Origin of the sequence: Synechococcus sp. WH 5701, from assembly GCF_000153045.1 — a bacterium.
GTDB lineage: Bacteria > Cyanobacteriota > Cyanobacteriia > PCC-6307 > Cyanobiaceae > Regnicoccus_A > Regnicoccus_A antarcticus.
The window spans coordinates 465,593-479,399 of sequence record NZ_CH724159.1 but is presented as its reverse complement, the minus strand read 5'-3'; the positions used below and the strand labels follow the sequence as shown (position 1 = coordinate 479,399).

Sequence of the window (13,807 nt, the reverse complement as noted above, 5' to 3'; positions counted from 1 at the left end):
GGCCCTCCCGGCCGATGCCCAGCCGCCTGATGTCATGGCCCACCCGCGAGCGCGCACCCCGATCAGCCGTCTGCTGGAAGCCCTGAGACCTCACCGCCGGCTCGTCTGGCTGGCCTCGAGCTGCTCGGTTCTGAACAAACTGTTCGACCTGGCCCCACCGGTGCTGATCGGCCTCGCCGTGGATGTGGTGGTGCGTCAGCAGACCTCCTGGCTGGCGGAGTTGGGGCTCAGGACCGTCCCCTCCCAGCTCACGGCCCTGGCGGTGGCTTCCTTTGTGATCTGGAGCGCCGAATCACTGTTCGAATACCTCTATGGGGTGCTCTGGCGCAACCTGGCCCAGACCATGCAGCACGAGCTCAGGCTGGAGGCCTATGGCCACCTGCAGGAGCTGGAGATGGCGTTCTTCGAGGCCGGAAGCAGCGGCCGGCTGATGGCCATCCTCAACGACGACATCAATCAACTCGAGCGTTTTCTCGACCATGGCGCCAACGAACTGCTGCAGCTGACCACCACCGTGCTGGCCGTCGGTGGTGTGATGGCGGCCATCTCTCCGGGTGTGGCCGGCGTGGCCTTTCTGCCCATCCCAGTGATTCTCTGGGGCTCGATTCTGTTCCAGAAGCGGCTGGCTCCTCGCTACCGCGATGTGCGTGAACGGGCTGGAGATCTCAACAGCAGCCTCTCCAACAATCTCGCTGGGATGCTCACGATCAAGAGTTATACCGCCGAGTCCTGGGAACTGGAGCGAATCCGCGGCCAGAGTGAGGCCTACAGACTCACCAACCAGCGGGCCATTCGTCTGTCAGCTGCTTTCATTCCCCTGATCCGATTCGCCATCCTCTTCGCCTTCCTGGCGATCCTGGTCATCGGCGGACTGCAGGCCTGGCGAGGCACGATCGCCGTGGGCTCCTACAGCTTCCTGGTGTTCATCACTCAGCGTCTGCTGTGGCCGCTCACCACCCTCGGGCGCACCCTCGACGACTACCAGCGGGCCATGGCCTCGAGCAACCGGGTGCTGGATCTGCTGGATACACCGATCGCGATCCCTGGCGGTGAGCGTCCCCTGCCCCTGGCGGGCGTGCGCGGCGCCATCGAGTTTCGCTCGGTGAGTTTCGGCTACGCCGGCCGGGAGCCCCTGCTGGTCGACTTCTCCCTGGCAGTCCCAGCCGGTCACACACTGGGCATCGTGGGTGCCACCGGCTCCGGCAAAAGCACCCTGGTGAAGCTGCTGCTGCGGCTCTACGCCGTGCAACAGGGCGAGATCCTGCTGGATGACCAGCCGATCCAGGAGCTGCAGCTGGGCGACCTGCGCCATGCCATCGGCCTGGTGAGCCAGGACGTGTACCTCTTTCACGGAAGCGTGGGCGAGAACATCGCCTACGGAAGTTTTGCCGCCAGCCCGGCCGCGATTGCACGAGCCGCATCCCTGGCCGAAGCCAGTGGCTTCATCGAAGCGCTTCCCCAGGGATACGACACCGTGGTAGGGGAACGGGGGCAGCGGCTCTCAGGTGGCCAACGCCAACGTATTGCCCTGGCCCGGGCGATTCTCAAGAATCCACCAGTGCTGATCCTCGATGAAGCCACGGCCGCTGTCGACAATGAAACGGAGGCAGCGATCCAGCGCTCACTGGAGCTGATCACCGCCGAGCGCACCACCCTGGTGATCGCCCACCGGCTCAGCACCGTGCGTCACGCCGATCGGATCGTGGTGATGGAACAGGGCCGGATCGTCGAGCAGGGCTGCCATGACGAACTGTTGCGCCGCGGCGGCGCCTACGCCCGGCTCTGGCGGGTTCAGGCCGGCCTGCGCGAGGACGAGGCGCTCCTGGCCTGAATGCACCAGCATGGGGTCATGTGATTCCACCAGGTCCCCAGCGGCGGCGGCCCCTCGCCCATGGCCCAGACATCCGGTCCCTTTGAGCTGCCGCCCCTGGCCCGGCAGGAGCTGCTGGAGCTGCCCATCAGCAGGCTGCAGCCCACCCAGCTCTGCCTGGGACTGGCGGAGGTGCGCTCCAGGGCCAGTGATTTCGCCAGGGAAACGGCGGCCGAGCGTCGCCGCTACCTGCGCACCCGGCCGGTACCGGTGGCGGTGAGCAGTGCCGGGGAGCACTGGATGATCGACCGTCACCACCGGTTGCGGGCCCTGATGGAGGTGGATTCCAGCGCCACGGCCTTCTGCTCGGTGGTGCTGGAACTGGTGGGAGCCAGCCGCGCCCACTGCCTGGAGGAACTGAACCGCCGCGGTTGGCTCTACCTGCGTGATGGCGAAGGCCGGGGCCCCCTCCCGCCCGAGCGGCTGCCGATGGACCTGGGTGGTCTGGAGGATGACCCCTTCCGCAGCCTGGTCTGGAAACTGAAGCAGGAGGGTCTGATCCGCGCCCAGCCGCAGGTGCCTTTCCTGGAGTTCCACTGGGGCAGCTGGTTGCGTCACCAGAATCTGCCCGCCTTCGGCTCCATGGACCTCAGCCCCGCCCTGCCCGAGGCCCGCCGGCTGGTGCGCGGCCAGGTGGGCCTGGGAGGACCGCCCGCCAGCTGAGTGGGTCCAGCCAGGGAACTGGAACAAACTGCCCCTGGGTGGAGGAGAGCCGATTGGTCCGGATGAAATAAGGTTAATGAAGGTGACAAAGGGCCAAACCCCTCCCCCTGTCACAAAAGCTCATGCCCAGCTCTTCAGGCCACGACCCCACCCGGCTTCCCGTCGTCTTCACGACAGTTGCGGCGCTGTGGTCTTGAAGAGCCAACCTCCCCAGGTTCCGATGACCTCCAGCCAAGGATCCCGCCCCCTTCCCATTTTTCTGGCGATGCTGATGGGTCTGGGAGGAGGTCTGGCCCTCTCCGGTCCCCTGGCTTCGTTGCTGCCCCAGGACTGGGCCTCCCAGACCGCCAAGCTCACCGGCCAACTCAGCAATCCCTTCGCCGCCTGGGGGGCCAATGGCCGCGATGTGCTGGTGCTCGGCACCGACGTGGGTGGGGGCAACACTGATGTGATGTTTTCGATCCGCATCGAGAACGGCGTCACCCATGTCACCCAGGTGCCCAGAGACACCTACATCGACTCGGCCCGCTACGGGGGCATCAAGGCCAACGCCCTCTATGCCTATGGCGGAGCCGATGCGGTCAAGCAGGAGCTCTCGGAGCGGCTGGGCCGTCCGATCGACCACCACCTGCTCGTGAATCTGGGGGCGATCCGCCGCATGGGCGATGTGCTTGGCGGTGTCGAGGTGAACGTGCCCAAGCGCATGTATTACGTCGACAACAGCCAGGGCCTCTACATCGACCTGCAGCCGGGCCTGCAGACCCTCAAGGGCCGCGATCTGGAGGGATTCCTGCGCTGGCGCCATGATGAGGAGGGTGACATCGGCCGGATCGACCGTCAGAAACTGGTCCTGACCGCCCTGTTCAGCAAACTGACGCGCCCTGAGAACCTGGTGCGGCTGCCCAGCCTGATCGGAGCGGCCGGCCAGGACCTGAAAACGGATCTGGGGCCGATGGAAATCGGCGGCCTGATCACGGCCATGGCCACCACCCGCTTTGATGCAGAGCGCCTGAGCGGCCGGCCCTTCGATCTCAACGGCATCAGCTACTGGGAGGCCGACTGGCCCCCCCGTGACGTGGAAGCCATCAATGCCACGACGATCGATGGCGACAACCGCCAGCGCTTCCTCTTCTGAGTGAGGCTCAACCCCAGCCAGGACTGGCCTCTGTTGTGGCCCCCGGCAGCCTCTCCAGGGCCCGCGGCTCGCCGCTGAGTGCTTCTGCCAATAGCTCGGCCAGGGCAGGCGCCAGGGCGAATGGGCTGCTCAGCCCGGCGAACAGCCAGAGGCCAGGCGCCCCAGCCACTGGACCCACCAGAGGTGGGCCACTGCTGCAGAAGCTCACGGGCACCTGCTCAAAGCAGGCCGGCACCTGCTCAAGGCGGGGATCAATCCGCCCCAAGGCCCGCCGCAGCTCCAGCTCCAGAGCAGCGGTCTGGGGTGGGGCGCCACAGCTGGTGCCCGGCCTGATCAGGCTGCTCTGCCCCAGCAGCAGGCCCTCACCCCAGGGGGCCAGGCCCGCATCGACGATCCACTCCGGCCGCTCCAACTGATCCGCCCGTTGCTCGAGACCCTGGCGCTGGGCGACGAGCGGCATGAGGATGTCGTTGGGCTGGGTGAGAGCGGAACTGTTCAGCAGCTCGCGGCTGAGCGGACCATCATCGAGCCGCAGCACTCCGGCCCAGCTCACCCGCAGGCGATCGGGCAAAGCCGGCCAGAGGGCACGGCAGCCGGCCCCGGCAGCCAGCACCACCTGCTGGGCGGGCAGGGCCCCGGCCCGCAGGGGGCCGCAACGGCCGCGTCGCCGCCGCACCCCGGCCCGCTCCAGGGCCAGTGGCAGGGCCAGAGACAGCTGGCGACTGTCGATGCGGCCGTAGCCCAGCCGCAGCACCCGCCGCACCCCCGAGGCAGGCGAGGCATCGAGTCTCTCCACCTGATCAGGCCCCAGATGGCGGCGCGCCAGAGACTCGACCAGGGCCAGGGTCTGGTCGAGCGATGAGCTGCCGCAAGACGCCGAAGCACGGTCGCGGAACACCTGATCGTCTGCTCCTGCTGCTTCAGCTTCGCTCCAGTGCAGCCGCAGGGAGCAAGGGCTCCAGCCCAGGGGACCGTGGCGCTGCTCCAGCTGCCGCCAGGCCGCCGGGGCTGTGGCCATGAGCGAGTCGAGGGGCCCAGGGTGCCCGGCCCACCAGGGCACGCCGCCATAGCTCAGGCCGGTGGCTGAAAACCCCTGGCCCGGATCCAGCAGCTCCACCCCTGCGCCGCGCTCGGCCAGGGCCAGAGCCGCCAGGGAACCGGCCAGGCCGGCGCCGATGACCAGCACATCAGCCAAGCGTCAGATCTGCAGAGTGAAGGAGGTGATCACATTCCGGAACAGGTCCTTCACCTTCGGCCAGCGCAATTCATTGGTGCTTGCCGCCAGGGTGTAGAGGCGGCCGCGGTCGACCACCACAGTGGCCAGCTCGTGGCGATCGCGGTCGGAGAGGTGAACCGCATATTCCAGGTCATAGAACGTGTGACCGCCGTCCTCACGCTCGCCTGCCTCCACCAGCTCAGCCTCACGGCCGCTGCCCTGGGGGGCGATCACGATGCGGCCCAGCTTCTCGCCCACCGCCACGGCACTGCCAAGGGATTCCAATTCATTGGTGGCGTTCACCTCCGAGATCACCAGGCTGAGAGTCTCATCGCTGTTGATCAGATCGTGGAAGACCACCTGGGGGCCGTTGCTCACCGCCACCCGGGTCCAGCCGGTGGGATAGAGAAAGGCATAGCGCCCGTCCGGACTCTGAAAGGAATTCAGCCCGGCCGCCGCCGCGCTGCAACCGCTCAGGCCGCCCAACAGCAACAGGCTGCCCAGCAGCAGACCGAGCAGGCCCCGGCGTGCCGAGAGAAACCAGGGGAACGAAGGGCGCTGCGCCATGGGGTAACGAACAAGCGGGAGGGGTGGGAGATCACACCGGCACCATTGTTGCCGGTGGCCTCGCTCCTAGATTGGCTCCACTTGCGGCGGATTCCTGAGCGGCTTCACCAGGCCCCTGGCGCGGCTGATCGATCAGTTCGAGCGCCTGCCTGGGATCGGTCCGCGCACCGCCCAGCGCCTGGCCCTGCACCTGCTGCGCCAGCCCGAGGAACAGGTGCAGGCCTTCGCTGATGCCCTGATCGCCGCCCGCCGCCAGGTGGGTCAGTGCAGCCGCTGCTTCCACCTTTCAGCCGATCGGCTCTGTGACATCTGCCGGAATGAAGAACGGCGCAATGGCCAGCTCTGTGTGGTGGCCGACTCCCGTGACCTCCTGGCCCTGGAGCGCACCCGCGAATACAAGGGGAGTTACCACGTGCTGGGCGGACTGATCTCACCGATGGATGGCATCGGACCTGAACTGCTGCAGATCCAACCCCTGGTGAACCGGGTGGATCAGGAGACGATGACGGAGGTGATCCTGGCCCTGCCACCGAGCGTGGAAGGGGACACCACCAGCCTCTACCTGGCCCGGCTGCTGCGGCCGTTCTGCCTGGTGAGCCGCATCGCCTACGGGCTGCCGGTGGGCAGCGAGCTGGAGTACGCCGATGAAGTCACCCTGGCGCGGGCTCTCGAGGGCCGCCGCCGGATGGAGTGAGCGCCATGGTTCGCCCGATCAGCCGTTACAGCGCCATCGCCCCTGCCGAGCGGCTTCCCTCCTGGTTGCGCCGCCCGATCGGCAGTGCCTCGGCCCTGGAAACGGTGCAGGCCGTGGTCAAGGGGCAGCGGCTGCACACCATCTGCGAAGAGGGACGCTGCCCCAACCGAGGGGAGTGCTACGCCGCTGGCACCGCCACCTTTCTGCTGGGCGGACCGGTCTGCACCCGCAGCTGCGCCTTCTGTCAGGTGGAGAAGGGCCGCCCGCCCGCACCCTTCGAGGCCCAGGAAGCGGAGCGGGTGGCGAAGGCTGTGGAGCAGCTGGCCCTGCGCTATGTGGTGCTCACCGCCGTGGCCCGCGACGATCTGGCCGACCACGGCGCCGTGCTGTTCACCGGCACCATGACCGCCATCCGGCGCCGCAACCCCCTGATCGCCATTGAGGTGCTCACCCCTGATTTCTGGGGCGGCCACAGCAATCAGACCCAGGCAGAAGCCGCGCAGCGCCAGCGGCTCGCCTCCGTGCTGGCCGCCGGTCCCGTCTGCTTCAACCACAACCTCGAAACCGTGCGACGCCTTCAGGGCCAGGTCCGGCGTGGCGCCACCTATGAACGCTCGCTGGGCCTGCTGGCGGCGGCCCGGGAGCTGGCCCCGGAAATCCCCACCAAATCAGGGTTGATGCTGGGCCTGGGGGAAACCGAGCAGGACGTGGTGGAGGCCATGGAGGACCTGCGACGGGCCAACTGTCAGCGCCTCACCCTTGGCCAGTACATGCGCCCCTCCCTCGCCCACCTGCCGGTGGCCCGCTACTGGGAACCCGCCGAGTTCGAGCGCCTCGGTGCGATCGCCCGCGAGCTCGGGTTCCAGCAGGTGCGCAGTGGCCCCCTGGTGCGCAGCAGCTATCACGCGGCCGGCGATTGAGTTCCCGCGATCCCCGGAACTTCGGCCTGCTGGGCTACCAGGCCACCGAATCGAGCACGGTGGAACAGAGCCGGTAGAGGCGTTCACCACTCACCGACTCCTTCCCGCCCTTGGCCTTGAATCCTGGTAAAACCGTCTGAATCGATTTCGTGACGACAACAGGACTCTCCCCGGAGGCATAGAGCAGGCAACTCCAGTGCAACCTGTGCTCTGCAGAGCGAATCCAGAGCTGGGCTGCAGCGGTCAGGGCGATCACAGCCAGGCTGGAGGCCGCCGTGATCTGACATGACCTGGAAAGCATCGGACTGGGAAAACCGGAACACCACATTGCCATGGGTGGCCTGACGCCCCTCAGCCAGTTGCGGGTCTCATGAGGGCGACCATGATGGGTCTTGGGGAACTTGGTGAGGATGAACCGGCTCGCGAGTCACGTGCACTCCTGGTGGCGTGAAGTCGTCGCTGGTGTTGACCTGAAGGCACGACTTTCACGCCGCATCAGCTTCTGGATCTTTCTCAACTTCATCCTGGTGGAAGCCCTCGTGCTCATCCCCTCTGTGATGCGGCAGGCCGAACGGCTGGAGCAGCAGATGCGTGCACTCACCAATACCAAGGTTGAGTGGATTGTAGCCAAAGGTTTGAACGCCACAGCAACGGAACTGCTTACCGCCATTGAAGAATTGGCCTCACCTGCCATGGTGAACACGATCAGGGGGGCCAGCCTTCTGACGGATTCAAGCAGGCTTGTCCTCGGCAGCTTCGGGGAAGCTCCGACAACGGGAATCAAGCCCAGCCAAGCTGCAGGGAAAGCGTCTTCCTCCTGGATATCATTCTCCACACATTATGACGCAGTTTGGAGCCCTCAGGAGCTCGGTGGTGGTGATCTTCGCTTCGTGATCCGCCATGACGCCAGTGGCCTGCAAGCAAGCCCGGTTCGCTATGTGGGGAAGATCCTGTTGATCGTTCTTGGGATTGCGTTGTTCCTCACCTTCGCGACCATGTTCATTCTTGATCGGCTGGTGATCTCGAGGGTGCTGGCCCTGCGTGAGCAACTCACCCTGGCGGGCCGCGCATTCCTCGAAGACAGTTCGATTGATCCGGCAAACATCCTGATGCCGGTGAGGGGCAATGACGAGCTGACTGACGTGGAGTCAGCCTTCAATCAGTCGTTTTTACGCACGTATCAGTAAATGAATCGCAGAATGCAGGCAGAAATTCTGGCCAAAGATGAACAACAAAGAGTCGAGAAACTCCTGCTGAACATTCTGCCTGAACTAATCGCTGACGAGATGAAAAATGGAAGCGACCTGATCGCTCAGATTCATGCCGATGTCAGCGTTCTCTTCGCTGATATCGTCGGATTCACGGAGCTTTCGCGATTACTTCCCTGCCATGACCTTGTCTCACGCCTCAACGACGTGTTCAGCGCCTTCGACGATCTGAGCGATCGCCATGGTCTCGAAAAGATCAAGACCATCGGCGATCATTACATGGTTGCCAGTGGGCTGCCCAGATCGCTCCCTCACCACGCTGAAGCCATCGCCGACATGGCGCTGGAGATGCTGGCCATCATCCCGCGTTTCAGCCTGGATGGGGAAGCGCCGTTGACCTCAGGATCTCACCCATGGCCGCAAAGCCGAACAGGAAAAGAGCACAGGCGACGACTCCGGCTCAGGGCCGTTGCGGGGCATGATTCAACCCTTCAGAACATGAAGATTCCCTGCGTTGATTAAATGCTTGTGAAGAAATACGCGGAAACGCTCACTCAGCTTACAGTGTTGCCGGCAGCAAGAGTGGCGAAATCGTAGCAAGCACTTGTTGGCTAACAATTGCCAGCAAGCACGCGATTGATGGCACGAATGGCGCTCCTTGGCTTGCCCTCTTCTCCCTTGTCCCCCGCAACGTTTCTCATGGCACTGGTCCAGGCGCCCGCCTTAGGCATTGATCGCTTCGCGAATGATCGCAACAGGGAAAGCTGGTCAAACGGCTCCGAGCAGGACACCAAGCAGATCATTCGGGCCGTTTATCAGCAGGTGCTCGGTCAGCAGTATGTGATGGCCAGTGAGCGTCTCAATGGGGCTGAGTCCCTGTTCCGCAACGGCGCTCTGAACGTGCGGGAACTGGTGCGGACCGTGGCCAAGAGTGGCCTCTATCGATCCAGATTCTTCGAGAACTGCAATCCCTATCGCTTCATTGAACTGAACCACAAGCATCTGCTGGGGCGGGCACCTCAGAACAAGGCGGAGATGCTGCATCACTTCACGATCCTGCAGGACCAGGGTTACGACGCGGAGATCGATTCCTACATCGACAGCGACGAATACCAGGAACGCTTCGGTCTTGACACTGTGCCCTACCTGCACGGCTGGGATTACTCCAAAGGCCATGAGGGACGTCAGTTCTCCTGGCTGATGCAGCTTGCCCGCGGAGCCGCGGCTTCCGTGAAGGGAGACACCAGCGGCACCCAGTTCCGCCTGGGCAAGGCCCTGCACCAGGACAAGGCGATGCCGGTACGTGGCGCCGGTGGCCGGGTGGTGATCGTCTCGACCGAAGGACCGTTCAAGGCGCTGGTGAGCACCCAGTCGGGGATTTCCTCCGAGTTCTCCCCTGAAGCACCCCTGCGGTCCCCCTCCCAGGAGCACCGGGTCGAAGCCCTGCGGGTGTCAGCCGGTGAGAGCAGCAGCGGCAGTGGCCGTTTGGTCACCATCTCCGCCACGGGCCTGGCCAACAACGACTACGTACGCAGTGGCGCCTACGTGATCCGCGTTCCCTTCAGCCGCATGAACGAGGCCCTGCAACGGGTCAACCGTCTCGGTGGGCGGGTCACGAACGTGGTGGTGAGCTGAGGGTTGCCACAGGGTTCCCCTGGCCATCAATCTTCAGAAAGATGGAAATCCTGGGGAGCCCCCCGTTCTGCCATCCGATAGTTTGGGAAGTGGCCAAGGGTTAGGGCGAGATCCCTGAGCCAAGGGCTCGCACCGTTTAACTGTCGTGTTGCCTGTAGTAAAAGAACGTCCATGGCTGTAAGGATCGATCGCGAAACCTTCCTCAAGCGGGCGATGGAACGGTTTGGCCACCACTACAGCTACGAGGAGATCGATTACCGCAGTTATCGATCTCCAGTGAAGATCCGCTGCCTGGATCATCCCGTTCGCCTGATCGTGATCACGCCTGAGCGTCACCTGCAGACCACTGGTGGCTGCAAATACTGCCTGCGACGCTATCGCCAGCAGGCCATTGAAGCTTCGGTGAAGGTGGCTGCTGTCGAGATGACCCAGCAGCCAGGGTCCTCTCAACTATCAGCTCAGCACGAGGTGTCTGCTGCGCCTACCGGTGCCTGGTAGTCAAACGCGCCAGATGGATGGGCGTGGGATCGAAGCACAGGAGAATGCCGCAGATGTTCCGCGGCGCTGCCATGACCGGCAACCTCCAGGCCATTGGCTTCATGATCAGCTGGGTGCTGGGTTGGGGGATCGGTGGTTCCCTGATCGATGCCGGTTTCATCCAGGCCGGGGTGTACTCGATCGAGACGAACCAGCTGGGCACCCTGGCCACCTTCACGGTCTGGACGCTGCTCTGGGGCGGGCTGGGCTTTCGCCTTTACCAGCGCTTCACAAGTTCAGCCCAGGACAGCTGAGCGCCAGGCGCCGGGTCACGCTCAGCACTCAGAGCTCCAGCTCAGCCAGGGAGAGCAGACAGCGCACCTCCTGGGGGTAATGCTCCCGCCCAAGGCCGTCGGGGAGCAGCACATGCACCAGGGCTCCTGCGGCCAGGGCCGCCTGGGCCCCGGCAAGGGAATCCTCGAAGGCCCAGCAGGCACTCGCGTCCACCCCCAGCCGCCGGGCCGCCAGCAGAAAGATGTCAGGGGCAGGCTTGCCTTCCGTCAGCTCGGGATCATCACCGCAGACGATCAGCTCGATCTGCTCCAGCCAGGGATGGGGAGCGCACTTGATCCCCACGGAGTCGCGGCTGCTGCTGGTGGCCAGGGCCATCGGAATGGCCAGGTCCTGGCAGCGACGCAGCAGCTCGGGAGCCCCGGGCATCGCCCGAGCCCCGGGCAGAAGCTCCCGGGCGATCGGTTGCTGCACCGCCAGCAACTGCTCGCTGCTGGGGGGCTGACGGCCCGTCGCTTCGATCCAGGCAATCACGCTGCTGGCGTTGTCCAGGCGCCGGCGCCCGCGCAGCTCCAGCAGCTGCTGATCACTGAGCTCGAGGCCAAACTCCAGGGCCGCCTGCCGCCAGGCCTGACCGTGCAGAGGCTCGGTGTCGAGCAGCAGACCATCGAGGTCGAACAGACAGGCCGCGGGGCTGTTCATCGACGCATCCTCTCAGTCCACAATGACCTGGTGTCGCCCCCGACCCGATGAGCCAGGTCACGATCGAATCGGTGCTGCAGGAAGAGCGGGTGTTCGAGCCGCCGGCGGAGCTGGCGGCCGGGGCACGCATCGGCAGCATGGCCGCCTACCGGGAGCTGGTGGCGCGCGTTGAGGCCGACCCCGACGCCTTCTGGGGCGAGCAGGCCCGGGAGCAACTGCACTGGTTCGAGCCCTTCCACACGGTGCTCGACTGGAGCAACCCGCCCTTCGCCCGCTGGTTCGAGGGGGGGACCACCAACCTCGCCTACAACTGCCTCGATCGTCACCTGGATGGCCCCAGGGCCGAGAAGACAGCCCTGATCTGGGAAGGGGAACCCGGGGACAGCCGCCGCTTCAGCTACCGCGAGCTGCATGCTGAGGTCTGCAAGGCCGCCAACGCCCTCAAGGCGCTCGGCATCCGCAAGGGTGACCTGGTGGCCCTTTACATGCCGATGGTGCCGGAGGCCACGATTGCCATGCTGGCCTGCGCGCGCATCGGCGCGCCCCACTCGGTGGTGTTCGGCGGCTTCTCCGCCGAGGCCCTGCGCGACCGGCTGATCGATGGCGGCGTCAAGGCCGTGATCACCGCTGATGGCGGCTTCCGCAAGGACAAGGCCGTAGCACTCAAACCCGCGGTGGATCAGGCCCTGGCCGATGGCGGCTGCCCCACGGTGGAGCACGTGCTGGTGGTGCGCCGCACCGAGCAGCCCACGGCGATGGAGGAGGGCCGCGACCGCTGGTGGCATGAGCTGGTGGACGGCCAGAGCGCCGACTGCCCAGCGGAGCCGATGGCCAGCGAAGACCGCCTGTTCGTGCTCTACACCTCAGGTTCCACCGGCAAACCGAAGGGGGTGGTGCACACCACAGCGGGCTACAACCTCTGGGTCCACCTCACCTTCCAGTGGATCTTCGACCTCCGTGAAGACGACATCCACTGGTGCACCGCCGACGTGGGCTGGATCACCGGCCACAGCTACATCGTCTACGGCCCGCTCTCCAATGGCGCCACCACGGTGATGTACGAGGGGGCCCCACGGCCCTCCAAACCCGGAGCGTTCTGGGAGGTGATCGAGAAGCACAAGGTGACCCTCTTCTACACCGCCCCCACGGCGATCCGGGCCTTCATGAAGAGCGGCCGCGAGGTGCCGGATCACTACGACATGAGCACCCTGAGGATCCTCGGCACAGTCGGGGAGCCGATCAACCCCGAGGCCTGGATGTGGTACCGGGAGGTGATCGGCCATGACCGCTGCCCGATCATCGACACCTGGTGGCAGACCGAGACGGGCGGGGTGATGATCAGCCCCCTGCCCGGGGCCACCCCCACCAAACCAGGATCCGCCACCCTGCCGCTGCCCGGCATCGCCGCCGATGTTGTCGACAGTGAAGGCAGAAGCGTAGGCGTGGATGAAGGCGGTTACCTGGCGGTGCGACGACCCTGGCCGGGGATGATGCGCAACGTGCACGGCGACCCCGAGCGCTTCCGCAAGAGCTACTGGGAGCACATCACCGGCGCCGACGGCCGGCCCCTCTATTTCGCCGGTGATGGTGCCCGCCGCGACGCCGACGGTTACTACTGGGTGATGGGCCGGGTCGACGACGTGATCAGCGTCTCCGGCCACCGGCTGGGCTCGATGGAGATCGAGTCGGCCCTAGTGAGCCATCCGGCCGTGGCCGAAGCCGCCGTGGTGGGCCGCCCCGACGACCTCAAGGGTGAGGGCATCGTGGCCTTCGTGACCCTTCAAGTGGGCCTCAGCGGTGACGAAGCCCTTGGCGCCGAACTGCGCCGGCACGTGGGCACCGAGATCGGTCCGATCGCCCGCCCCGACGAGATCCGCTTCAGCGGCGCCCTTCCCAAGACCCGCAGCGGCAAGATCATGCGCCGCATCCTGCGGGCCCTGGCGGCCGGTGAGGAGGTGAGCGGTGACACCAGCACCCTGGAGGACCGCTCGGTGCTCGATGCGCTGCGGGTCTGATCGTGCCCGTTCGATCTGTCTGGCTCAGCCAGGCACCGACGGCATCACCAGCAGCACAATCAACCAGATGGCGCCGATGATGGGCACCAGCGTGATGAAGATCCAGGTCCAGGCCTTGCCTGCGTCGCGCAACCGACGCACGCAGAGGGGAATGCCCGGCACGATGGCGGCAATGGAATAGAGGGTCTGCAGTGTGCTCAATTGGCTGACCAGTTGGGCCGCCAGCCCAAGCAGGAGGGCAACGATGAAGTTGGCCAGAAAGTACCACCAGTAGTCGCCACGGGTGGATCGGCCGCTGTAATCGAAGGCGCGTTTCCAGCCGGAAATGTAGGCATCAAGCATGATCAAGCTGTCCTGGTTTGGTATCCGATCGCACAAACAGTGTCGGAGCCTGCTGGTGCTGTCAATCAATCG

General features: G+C 65.2%; 16 protein-coding genes. 11 read left to right on the top strand and 5 right to left on the bottom strand.

Annotation, left to right across the window (positions count from 1 at the left end; genetic code table 11):
- The first annotated feature begins 34 nt into the window (after positions 1 to 34).
- The 3 genes from WH5701_RS03350 to WH5701_RS03340 all read left to right on the top strand — a co-directional run bounded on the left by WH5701_RS03350 (position 35) and on the right by WH5701_RS03340 (position 3,668).
- Positions 35 to 1,831 (top strand): ABC transporter ATP-binding protein, encoded by a 1,797-nt coding sequence (locus WH5701_RS03350; RefSeq protein ID WP_006170521.1) that lies wholly within the window; start codon positions 35 to 37, stop codon positions 1,829 to 1,831.
- Between the two features lie 60 nt (positions 1,832 to 1,891).
- Positions 1,892 to 2,533: a ParB/Srx family N-terminal domain-containing protein gene (locus WH5701_RS03345; protein ID WP_006170520.1), complete on the top strand. Its 642-nt coding sequence runs from the start codon at positions 1,892 to 1,894 to the stop codon at positions 2,531 to 2,533.
- A 265-nt stretch (positions 2,534 to 2,798) separates the two neighbouring features.
- Positions 2,799 to 3,668 carry an LCP family protein gene (locus tag WH5701_RS03340; RefSeq protein ID WP_156776515.1) on the top strand — a complete coding sequence of 290 codons (870 nt, stop codon included), beginning with the start codon at positions 2,799 to 2,801 and terminating at the stop codon, positions 3,666 to 3,668.
- A 7-nt stretch (positions 3,669 to 3,675) separates the two neighbouring features.
- Here WH5701_RS03340 and WH5701_RS03335 read toward each other — a convergent pair whose 3' ends face one another.
- Together WH5701_RS03335 and psbP are read right to left on the bottom strand one after the other, a co-directional pair.
- A complete protein-coding gene (locus WH5701_RS03335; protein ID WP_232201837.1) occupies positions 3,676 to 4,854 on the bottom strand; it encodes an FAD-dependent oxidoreductase in 1,179 nt (392 codons plus the stop codon).
- A 12-nt stretch (positions 4,855 to 4,866) separates the two neighbouring features.
- Positions 4,867 to 5,451: a photosystem II reaction center PsbP gene (gene psbP / locus WH5701_RS03330; RefSeq protein ID WP_006170517.1), complete on the bottom strand. Its 585-nt coding sequence runs from the start codon at positions 5,449 to 5,451 to the stop codon at positions 4,867 to 4,869.
- Between the two features lie 124 nt (positions 5,452 to 5,575).
- Here psbP and recR point away from each other — a divergent pair, with 124 nt between their 5' ends.
- Together recR and lipA are read left to right on the top strand one after the other, a co-directional pair.
- Positions 5,576 to 6,145 (top strand): recombination mediator RecR, encoded by a 570-nt coding sequence (gene recR, locus WH5701_RS03325; protein ID WP_037979512.1) that lies wholly within the window; start codon positions 5,576 to 5,578, stop codon positions 6,143 to 6,145.
- 17 nt (positions 6,146 to 6,162) lie between these two features.
- The gene (gene lipA / locus WH5701_RS03320) at positions 6,163 to 7,065 is read left to right on the top strand and encodes a lipoyl synthase (RefSeq protein WP_037980171.1); all 903 of its coding nucleotides are present in this window, start codon (positions 6,163 to 6,165) and stop codon (positions 7,063 to 7,065) included.
- 34 nt (positions 7,066 to 7,099) lie between these two features.
- Here lipA and WH5701_RS03315 read toward each other — a convergent pair whose 3' ends face one another.
- Positions 7,100 to 7,366 (bottom strand): hypothetical protein, encoded by a 267-nt coding sequence (locus tag WH5701_RS03315; protein ID WP_006170514.1) that lies wholly within the window; start codon positions 7,364 to 7,366, stop codon positions 7,100 to 7,102.
- Between the two features lie 109 nt (positions 7,367 to 7,475).
- Here WH5701_RS03315 and WH5701_RS15620 point away from each other — a divergent pair, with 109 nt between their 5' ends.
- The 5 genes from WH5701_RS15620 (at position 7,476) to WH5701_RS03295 (ending at position 10,699) form a co-directional block, all read left to right on the top strand.
- Complete coding sequence (locus WH5701_RS15620) at positions 7,476 to 8,252, top strand: hypothetical protein (RefSeq protein WP_050751371.1); 777 nt, start codon at positions 7,476 to 7,478, stop codon at positions 8,250 to 8,252.
- On the top strand, positions 8,253 to 8,795 hold the full coding sequence (locus tag WH5701_RS15615) for an adenylate/guanylate cyclase domain-containing protein (protein WP_050751370.1): 543 nt from the start codon (positions 8,253 to 8,255) through the stop codon (positions 8,793 to 8,795).
- A 177-nt stretch (positions 8,796 to 8,972) separates the two neighbouring features.
- Positions 8,973 to 9,908 carry a phycobilisome rod-core linker polypeptide gene (locus WH5701_RS03305; protein ID WP_006170511.1) on the top strand — a complete coding sequence of 312 codons (936 nt, stop codon included), beginning with the start codon at positions 8,973 to 8,975 and terminating at the stop codon, positions 9,906 to 9,908.
- Between the two features lie 171 nt (positions 9,909 to 10,079).
- A complete protein-coding gene (locus WH5701_RS03300) occupies positions 10,080 to 10,406 on the top strand; it encodes a hypothetical protein (RefSeq protein WP_006170510.1) in 327 nt (108 codons plus the stop codon).
- 53 nt (positions 10,407 to 10,459) lie between these two features.
- Positions 10,460 to 10,699 (top strand): hypothetical protein, encoded by a 240-nt coding sequence (locus WH5701_RS03295; protein WP_232201773.1) that lies wholly within the window; start codon positions 10,460 to 10,462, stop codon positions 10,697 to 10,699.
- Positions 10,700 to 10,727: 28 nt separating this feature from the next.
- Here WH5701_RS03295 and WH5701_RS03290 read toward each other — a convergent pair whose 3' ends face one another.
- Entirely contained in the window at positions 10,728 to 11,378 is a 651-nt protein-coding gene (locus WH5701_RS03290; RefSeq protein ID WP_006170508.1) for an HAD family phosphatase, read from the bottom strand.
- A gap of 47 nt (positions 11,379 to 11,425) precedes the next feature.
- Between WH5701_RS03290 and acs the strand changes: the two genes are divergently transcribed.
- Complete coding sequence (acs, locus tag WH5701_RS03285; protein ID WP_006170507.1) at positions 11,426 to 13,393, top strand: acetate--CoA ligase; 1,968 nt, start codon at positions 11,426 to 11,428, stop codon at positions 13,391 to 13,393.
- Positions 13,394 to 13,417: 24 nt separating this feature from the next.
- Here acs and WH5701_RS03280 read toward each other — a convergent pair whose 3' ends face one another.
- Entirely contained in the window at positions 13,418 to 13,804 is a 387-nt protein-coding gene (locus WH5701_RS03280) for a DUF805 domain-containing protein (protein WP_232201772.1), read from the bottom strand.
- Between the last annotated feature and the right edge of the window lie 3 nt (positions 13,805 to 13,807).

What these genes read in the sequence shown, in the direction of transcription:
- WH5701_RS03305 (WP_006170511.1), top strand. Translation starts at nt 8,973, where the DNA reads ATGGCACTGGTCCAGGCGCCCGCCTTAGGCATTGATCGCTTCGCGAAT.
- acs (WP_006170507.1), top strand. Translation starts at nt 11,426, where the DNA reads ATGAGCCAGGTCACGATCGAATCGGTGCTGCAGGAAGAGCGGGTGTTC.
- psbP (WP_006170517.1), bottom strand. Translation starts at nt 5,451, where the DNA reads ATGGCGCAGCGCCCTTCGTTCCCCTGGTTTCTCTCGGCACGCCGGGGC.
- WH5701_RS03350 (WP_006170521.1), top strand. Translation starts at nt 35, where the DNA reads ATGGCCCACCCGCGAGCGCGCACCCCGATCAGCCGTCTGCTGGAAGCC.
- WH5701_RS15620 (WP_050751371.1), top strand. Translation starts at nt 7,476, where the DNA reads ATGAACCGGCTCGCGAGTCACGTGCACTCCTGGTGGCGTGAAGTCGTC.
- WH5701_RS03295 (WP_232201773.1), top strand. Translation starts at nt 10,460, where the DNA reads ATGTTCCGCGGCGCTGCCATGACCGGCAACCTCCAGGCCATTGGCTTC.
- WH5701_RS03300 (WP_006170510.1), top strand. Translation starts at nt 10,080, where the DNA reads ATGGCTGTAAGGATCGATCGCGAAACCTTCCTCAAGCGGGCGATGGAA.
- WH5701_RS03345 (WP_006170520.1), top strand. Translation starts at nt 1,892, where the DNA reads ATGGCCCAGACATCCGGTCCCTTTGAGCTGCCGCCCCTGGCCCGGCAG.
- WH5701_RS03315 (WP_006170514.1), bottom strand. Translation starts at nt 7,366, where the DNA reads ATGCTTTCCAGGTCATGTCAGATCACGGCGGCCTCCAGCCTGGCTGTG.
- WH5701_RS03290 (WP_006170508.1), bottom strand. Translation starts at nt 11,378, where the DNA reads ATGAACAGCCCCGCGGCCTGTCTGTTCGACCTCGATGGTCTGCTGCTC.
- WH5701_RS15615 (WP_050751370.1), top strand. Translation starts at nt 8,253, where the DNA reads ATGAATCGCAGAATGCAGGCAGAAATTCTGGCCAAAGATGAACAACAA.
- WH5701_RS03340 (WP_156776515.1), top strand. Translation starts at nt 2,799, where the DNA reads ATGCTGATGGGTCTGGGAGGAGGTCTGGCCCTCTCCGGTCCCCTGGCT.